This window comes from Streptomyces sp. NPDC059695 (assembly GCF_042733785.1).
Taxonomy (GTDB): domain Bacteria; phylum Actinomycetota; class Actinomycetes; order Streptomycetales; family Streptomycetaceae; genus Streptomyces.
Genome location: NZ_JBHWFF010000015.1, coordinates 194,776 through 201,142, shown reverse-complemented (window position 1 = coordinate 201,142; position 6,367 = coordinate 194,776). Strand labels below are relative to the sequence as shown.

Below are 6,367 nucleotides of genomic sequence, written 5' to 3'. Positions count from 1 at the left end.
GCAACCCGGTACGACAAGACCGCCGAGTCCTACGAAGCGGCCGTCACTCTCGCATCACTCCTGATGTGGGCGTGACATTTGACGACAGAACCTAGTAGAGGCCCCCTCGCTCCCCCGCCCTGCGCCCGCGCTCATCGGGGGCTGTGACGGGAGCGTCACCATAGGTGTAGGCGGTTCTGACGTGCCCGTCGCGGGCGTGGACGACGACCTGCGCGGGGGTGTGCTCCCTGGCGTGCCGGCGTGCGGACTCCAGCGCGTCCTTCTGCGTCTTGTGGGGTTCGTGCAGCAGTCGGCGGCCTTCTCGGCCTTCGACCTGCCACTTCACCCCCGCGGCCGACGCACGCTCACCGGAGGGCGCGACGTGGTAGACCGTCCGTTTGGCAGCCATGGCTCTTCTCCTCGCCTTGTCGGCGGACGTCCGGCACCGGAACGTCGCCGCTTGGATGACGTATGAAGCCGGTCTCGTGGCCGGAGCCTTCCTCGCACCTGCCTCCTTCGTCGGTCCTGGCGCGTCAGGCCCGGGATGCGCTCGTGATCCGCGCGCAGTGGGTGACCACCGCGGCGAGACCGCCGTGGTCGTGCAGGAGCTCGCGCTGGATGCGGGCACCGTTGCCCCGTGTCAGCAGGGCGGAGATGCCTTCGCGGACCCGTTCGTCGTCGCCGCTCTCGACCAAGGCCTCCCGGACATGGGCGTACAGCGCCTGGACGACCTCCGCCGCCGGCGCCCCCCGCATGGTTTCGGGGTGGAGGAGCGGGCCGTCCACACCGGACCGGCCTGCCTGCCATGACGCCAGCCGCAGCAGGTCCGTGCTGACGCGGGAGGCCGGATCCCCCACGCGCCAGGCGCCGGCGGCGGTCTCGACGAGGGCGCGCACCAGGGAGGCGAGGAGCACGGGCGTGGACGCTTCAAGACACACGTCCGCCACTCTGACCTCCACCGTGGGGTAGGCCGCGGACAGCCGGGCGTCGAAGTAGATCATCGCTTCGTCCCGCAGCACGCCGGTGTCGAGCATCGCGCGCACCTGTTCGTGGTAGCGATCGGCCGAGCCGAAGACGTCCCGCGGCCCTGCCGACGGAAGCCTGTTCCACACCCGGCTGCGGTAGCTCGCGTACTTGCTGTCCTGCCCTTGCCAGAAGGGCGAGTTCGCGCTCATCGCGGTCAGCACGGAGAGCCAGGGCCGGATCCTGTCCAGTACGGCGACGCCTTCCTCGTCCGACTCGACCGAGACGTGGATGTGGCAGCCGCAGGTCAGTTGCTCCTGCGCGGTCAGGCCGAACTGTTCGCTCAGCCAGGCGTAGCGTGTGCCCGCGTTCAGCGAGGGCCGGGCGGGCAGCGGCGAGGTGGCGAGGGCAGCCACGAGGGCGCCCGCGGACGCGGCGTGCCGGCCGGCCTCGGCGCGGCACCGGGTGATCTCATCGGCGAGTTCGCCCATTTCCGTGACCGGTTCGGTCGCGAACTCCAATTGTTCCTTCTGCAGTTCCTTCTCGAAGGCGTGTCCCGGCACGCCCTCACCGCGCGGCCTCTGCTTTTCCGAGCGGTCCGCGGCCGCAAGGACGGCGCCGGCCAGGGCGAGAGGCTCCCCCGTGCGCGCATGCACGAGGAGCAGCTCTTCTTCCACGCCCACGCTTCTCACACGCCCACCTCCTCTGCGGTCGTGGGCGCAGGGGGCTTCGTCGGCCCAACGCGCCCGGTCAGCTCTTGAACACGTCCTTGATCTTCTCCTTGGCCTGGCGGGCGTTGCCCTTGGCCTTCTCGGCGCGTCCCTCCGCGGTCATGCGTTCGTTGCCGACCGCGCGGCCCGCCGTCTCCTTGAGCTTCCCTTTGGCCTGCTCGGCCTTGGCCCGGCCCTTCTCCTTGTCCGACACGACTCACCACTCCTTGACAAATAGTTCTTACTGGTACATGTGGCTACTGACCAGGATTTTGACCGCTAAACCTGCGGAAGGCCTTTGCAACACGCTACGGTCGCCTCTTCAGTGCGCTCGTCACCCGGGGCAGTTCGCTGACGATCAGACGACCGGTGAGCGACCCCCCGAACACGACCACGCCGACGGCGACGAGCCAGGTCTGGATGACGAGGAACGCGCCGAAGGGGCCGTACGTGACGGCACTGGACGCGATCAGCGGAGAGAAGACGAGCCGGGAGAAGATCCTCAGCCCGAGCAGTCCGAGCACGGTGGCCACGGCGCCGGGCAGCAGGGCGATCCACCTGACGCGGCCGCCGAGGAGCAGTCTCTGCGACCACCAGAAGAACAGGACCCCACAGACCAGGCTCACCACACCGCTGGCCGGGTTCTGACGCCAGAAGGGAGACACCGCGAACACGTAGAGGACTCCGATGAGCACGGCCAGCCACACCACATGCCGCCACCGGGCCCACCAGCGCGCGGCCGGCAGACCCCAGACCTTCTCGTACCCGCTCTGCACCACCGTGCCGAACGACAGGCCGAACACGGCGAGCAGGGCGAGCCCGAAGGCCGTCGTGGTCCGCCGCACCTGACCGGGCAGCGCGAACAGCCGCTCGATCTCCGCCCTGGCCGCCTCCGACACTCCGATGCCGTCTCCGAGCCACTGCGCGAACCCCTTCCCGCCACCCGCGCCCGCCGCGGACACCACGATGAGCAGGGGCACCAGCGTGAGCAGTCCCAGCGCCGCGAAACCCAGCGCACGCTGCCAGAGATCGAGTTCGATGATCATCCCCCATCGGTGCCCCGCCCGCATGCGACGGAACGCGCTGCGTGATCGACCGAACAGAGACCATCGCCCCGCACGGTGTGCGGTCATCAGCCCACCGACGTCCCGGCGGCCCACGGCAGCGCTTGCACGCCGACGCTGCACGGGCATTCGAGCATGGCGCGCTCCAGGGGACTGATGCTCTCTCCACGGTAGAACCAACGGGCGTCGACGACGACCGCGCAGGGGACCCGGACCTGCTGCGTCTGCGACGGGAGGCAGAGAACCTGTCCCCGCTCCCGTAACCGAAGGGGGGCCGAACCCGTCCCGGAGGCCGCGCCTGGGAGGCAGACCTACGCTGAAGGAGAGGGCAGCGGGATGCTGCCGCAGGCTCCGCCGTCGAAGGCGATCACGGCGCTGCACGGCCGTGCCCGCGCCCTGTGTGCACGACCCCGTGGAGGAGTGTGGCGGCGCAGTGTCGACATCGAGCCGGGAGATCGCGGGAGCCCCGTGCTGGGTCAGCCTGATGGCCCGTGACACGGCCGCCTCGCAGCGCTTCTACAGTGACCTGCTGGACTGGGAGTTCAGGCCGAGCCGCCTCGGAGTGGGGTTCTCGGTCGCCTTTCACGAAGGTGCTCCGGTGGCGGGTATAGGAGCACTCACCGAGGACATCGACGTCCCTGTCGCGTGGACCCCGTACTTCGCCGTCGACGACGCAGACGTCACCGCCGCACGGATCGTCGAACGGGGAGCCACCATGGCCGTGGGGCCCCTCGCCTTCGGGATCGGTCGGGCCGGCCTGGCGGCCGACCCCGCCGGGGCCGTGTTCGGCTTCTGGCAGGGCTCCGTGATTCCGGACTGGTCGGTGGGCCGGGGCAGCGCCCCGGCCTGGCTGGAGCTGCGTACGCGCGATGTCCTGGCGGCCTCGACCTTCTACGGGCAGGTCTTCGACTGGGCCGGGGACCGACCCGGGGCCTGCGTCGCGTCCTTCGAACACGATCGCGTCGTACTGCGCCATGGCTCCGCCACTGTCGCCCGTGTCAGCGGCGAAGCACTCGAAGGGGCGTCCGATGACGCGGCACGCCCGAGGTGGCAGGTCCATTTTCCAGTACCCGACCTGGACGAGGCGATCGGGATAGCCAACCGGACGGGGGGCGGGACAGCGTCTCCCGTCCATGTGTCCCGCACGAGCAGATGGGTCGACCTCGTCGACGCCGAGGGGGCCCGGTTCGCCGTGGTCACGCCGCAGGACCGGTCGGCCTGACCGATCGAGTCCCCGTTCTCCGCGGTCGAGCTCCGGACCTCGGTGACGTGCAGGGAAGGCTCCCTGACCGCGGCTCCGGCCAGGTGTTCACGCTGGTCCGGTCGACCCGGGCCCGTCGGCGCGGATCGGCGAGTCCACCGGGTCACCCTGGACGGCTCTGGCGTGAGGTGCGAGAACGGCGTCCTGGCCGAGCGTGAACGGGCCGTCCCTGCCTGCGTTGCCGCGCCGGCCGAAAGCCAGAGGTCAGGACGCCGCGGTCAGCAACCCTCAGGGCTGTCGCGATGTTGTGCGCCAGGTCGGTCACGCTGTCCAGGACCCGTCGGTCATCGGCCCACGGCGCGGCGGATCGGCCCGTCCTCGTCCTCCCGAGCCGGTGGCTCCGCGCCGACGCCCACACCTTCGCAGCCCGCCATGGGCTGACCGGAGAGGGACTCGACCCCGTACGGGGACAGCGTGTTCCCCCCGTACCGCCGGCGCAACGGCTGCTGAAACGCGCAGCACCCGGACTGGCTGCGTCCGGAGACCTGGGCTTCGTCTCAGGGCTTTCGACCGTGTACGGCGCTCGGGCGGCGCCGCTTTCCCGGTGCCGTTCCCCGGTCCGCGCCTCTCGCCACGCCAAGCCTCCCTTCAGGATGAGGGGGGCATGGTCGTGTGGTCAGGGTGCTGCGGGGTGTGGCGCGACGCCTTGAGACGGGCCTCCAGAAGATGGTCCCGCCCGCCGGCCACCTCCTCGACGATGTCGCGCTCGACCGCGGCGAAGGGCTGGTAGTACGTGGCGTTGTAGGCCTCGATGATCTGGAAAGTCCAGTGCCCCGGGATGACGTTGCGGCCCACGATCTCGCGCTCGACCCGTGCGGCCTGCTCCTCGTGTCCCGCCTCCCTCAGGAGTCGCACCGCGTCGCCGAGCTCGAAGTCAGCTGTCCCGGTCAGCTGGTGGAACCCGTAGAGGTGGCCACGGGCCCGCTCCGTGGTTTCCAGTGCCTTCGAAAGCGCACCCAGAGCACGCACCGTCTTGTCGCTCAAGCCGTCCGGAACCCCATGAGCCGGATCCTTCTCGTGGTCGCTGTCCATGCAGGATGTCCTGCCCGAAAGACACGTCTCCGAGCGGCCGATTCGGCCAAGCAGCGTAAGGAGGATATTGCGGGTGCGGCCGCGCAGACGACGCTCCGAAGGAGAGGCCTCGCGCTGTAGTGGACGAGCCCCACTCCATCGCGACGAGGCTCCCTCACGAGCGCGAGGCCCGGACCAGTCCTGGACCGGGCCCGGCGGATGACGCGGGGCCGCCGGCCCGCGTCAGGTCTTCAGAAGGCGGTTGAAGAACGACCGGTAGTGCTGCAACGCCAGCCGCAGGTCTTCGGTCGCGACCTGTTCGCCCTGGCCCCACTGCTCCTCCAGTCCCTGCTTGTGGGCGGAGAAGGACCGCGCAAGGGTCTGCATCACCTCGGCCACCACGGCGTCCGCCGACCTGACCGCCTCCTGCGGGTCGTCGACGAACCGGCCCTGTATCTCGCCCCACTTCTGCCGGTACTTCGCGGTGTCGTCGGCCCCGAGCAGCGGCTCATCGGCATCGGACCGCGCCGCTCCCGCACCGCCGCCCTCCGGTAGCCCTTCCCCGCTTCCGCGGGTGTCCTGCTCCTCTGCGCCCGTGTCCGCGGTGGCCTCCCCCGGGTACACGGGCCTCGTCCGCCCGTCGCCCTGCGCGGTGCCGGACTCCGCATGCGTGTCGGTGCGGGTACCGGCCTCCGAGGGCGACGCCGAATGGGCGATGTCCTCGGTCGTGATGCCGGCGTCGCCCACTCGCTCGTTCCTGCCTCCGTGATTCTGCATCTCACCGGCTCCTCTGGTCGGTCAGGAGGTCGTCGAACAGGGCGCGGTAGTGCACCATCGCCCCGCGGAGTTCCTCGGTTGTCGTCTCGTGACCGGCGCTGCGCACCTTGACGTCGTGTGCGGTCCGGTAGTGTTCCAGGGTTCGGCCGTGTTCGACCGAAAGATCACGCAGCTGACCGTGGTAGTCCTCTGTCGGGTAGCCCCGCTCCCGCATGAGTCGCGACACCAGTTCGTCGGCTTCCTCCACGGAGCCTTCAGGCCGGTCCACGAAGTGCTCCTGGACGCTGTTCCATTCGACGGCGTACTGCTCTCGCCGTTCAGGTGGCAGCTCCTTGATCTCGAGCTCGTCGTGGCGTTCCTCGCGGGCGCGCAGCTCGCGTTCGGCGGCCTTGCGGCCGCCCTAGGTCTCGATCGTGCGGTCGTACTCGGGGCCGAACTTGTTCTGCAGACGTCGGCGGCGCGCCGCCATCCACAGTGCGACCGCGACGGTGATCACTACGACGGCTGCGATGGCAATGCCGATGATGATCGTGCTGGTTGACATGGTTGGCCTCCGTCCTGGGGCCTCGTCCGAGTTCGATGATGCGGTTGCCCTCTCGCCC

At 69.8% G+C, this 6,367-nt stretch carries 7 protein-coding genes and 1 pseudogene; 1 reads left to right on the top strand and 7 read right to left on the bottom strand.

Annotation, left to right across the window (positions count from 1 at the left end):
• Positions 1–91: 91 nt before the first annotated feature.
• The 4 genes from ACFV2S_RS20745 to ACFV2S_RS20730 form a co-directional block, all read right to left on the bottom strand.
• Positions 92–388: a DUF2188 domain-containing protein gene (locus ACFV2S_RS20745; protein WP_385560940.1), complete on the bottom strand. Its 297-nt coding sequence runs from the start codon at positions 386–388 to the stop codon at positions 92–94.
• Between the two features lie 124 nt (positions 389–512).
• Entirely contained in the window at positions 513–1,634 is a 1,122-nt protein-coding gene (locus ACFV2S_RS20740) for a glutamate--cysteine ligase (protein WP_385560937.1), read from the bottom strand.
• Positions 1,635–1,692: 58 nt separating this feature from the next.
• Positions 1,693–1,866 (bottom strand): CsbD family protein, encoded by a 174-nt coding sequence (locus tag ACFV2S_RS20735; RefSeq protein WP_385560935.1) that lies wholly within the window; start codon positions 1,864–1,866, stop codon positions 1,693–1,695.
• Between the two features lie 94 nt (positions 1,867–1,960).
• Positions 1,961–2,785, bottom strand: a complete 825-nt coding sequence (locus ACFV2S_RS20730; protein ID WP_385560933.1) for a ribonuclease BN — start codon at positions 2,783–2,785, stop codon at positions 1,961–1,963.
• A gap of 364 nt (positions 2,786–3,149) precedes the next feature.
• Between ACFV2S_RS20730 and ACFV2S_RS20725 the strand changes: the two genes are divergently transcribed.
• The gene (locus ACFV2S_RS20725) at positions 3,150–3,938 is read left to right on the top strand and encodes a VOC family protein (protein ID WP_385560930.1); all 789 of its coding nucleotides are present in this window, start codon (positions 3,150–3,152) and stop codon (positions 3,936–3,938) included.
• A 627-nt stretch (positions 3,939–4,565) separates the two neighbouring features.
• On the opposite strand, the gene ACFV2S_RS20720 is transcribed toward ACFV2S_RS20725, so the two are convergent.
• From ACFV2S_RS20720 to ACFV2S_RS20710, 3 genes and pseudogenes are all read right to left on the bottom strand, one after another.
• Positions 4,566–5,009 carry a hypothetical protein gene (locus tag ACFV2S_RS20720; protein WP_385560927.1) on the bottom strand — a complete coding sequence of 148 codons (444 nt, stop codon included), beginning with the start codon at positions 5,007–5,009 and terminating at the stop codon, positions 4,566–4,568.
• A gap of 222 nt (positions 5,010–5,231) precedes the next feature.
• Positions 5,232–5,765 carry a hypothetical protein gene (locus ACFV2S_RS20715; RefSeq protein ID WP_385560924.1) on the bottom strand — a complete coding sequence of 178 codons (534 nt, stop codon included), beginning with the start codon at positions 5,763–5,765 and terminating at the stop codon, positions 5,232–5,234.
• Position 5,766: 1 nt separating this feature from the next.
• Positions 5,767–6,309, bottom strand: a pseudogene (locus ACFV2S_RS20710) (hypothetical protein).
• Positions 6,310–6,367: the final 58 nt, after the last annotated feature.

What these genes read in the sequence shown, in the direction of transcription:
- ACFV2S_RS20745 (WP_385560940.1), bottom strand. Translation starts at nt 388, where the DNA reads ATGGCTGCCAAACGGACGGTCTACCACGTCGCGCCCTCCGGTGAGCGT.
- ACFV2S_RS20730 (WP_385560933.1), bottom strand. Translation starts at nt 2,785, where the DNA reads ATGACCGCACACCGTGCGGGGCGATGGTCTCTGTTCGGTCGATCACGC.
- ACFV2S_RS20720 (WP_385560927.1), bottom strand. Translation starts at nt 5,009, where the DNA reads ATGGACAGCGACCACGAGAAGGATCCGGCTCATGGGGTTCCGGACGGC.
- ACFV2S_RS20715 (WP_385560924.1), bottom strand. Translation starts at nt 5,765, where the DNA reads ATGCAGAATCACGGAGGCAGGAACGAGCGAGTGGGCGACGCCGGCATC.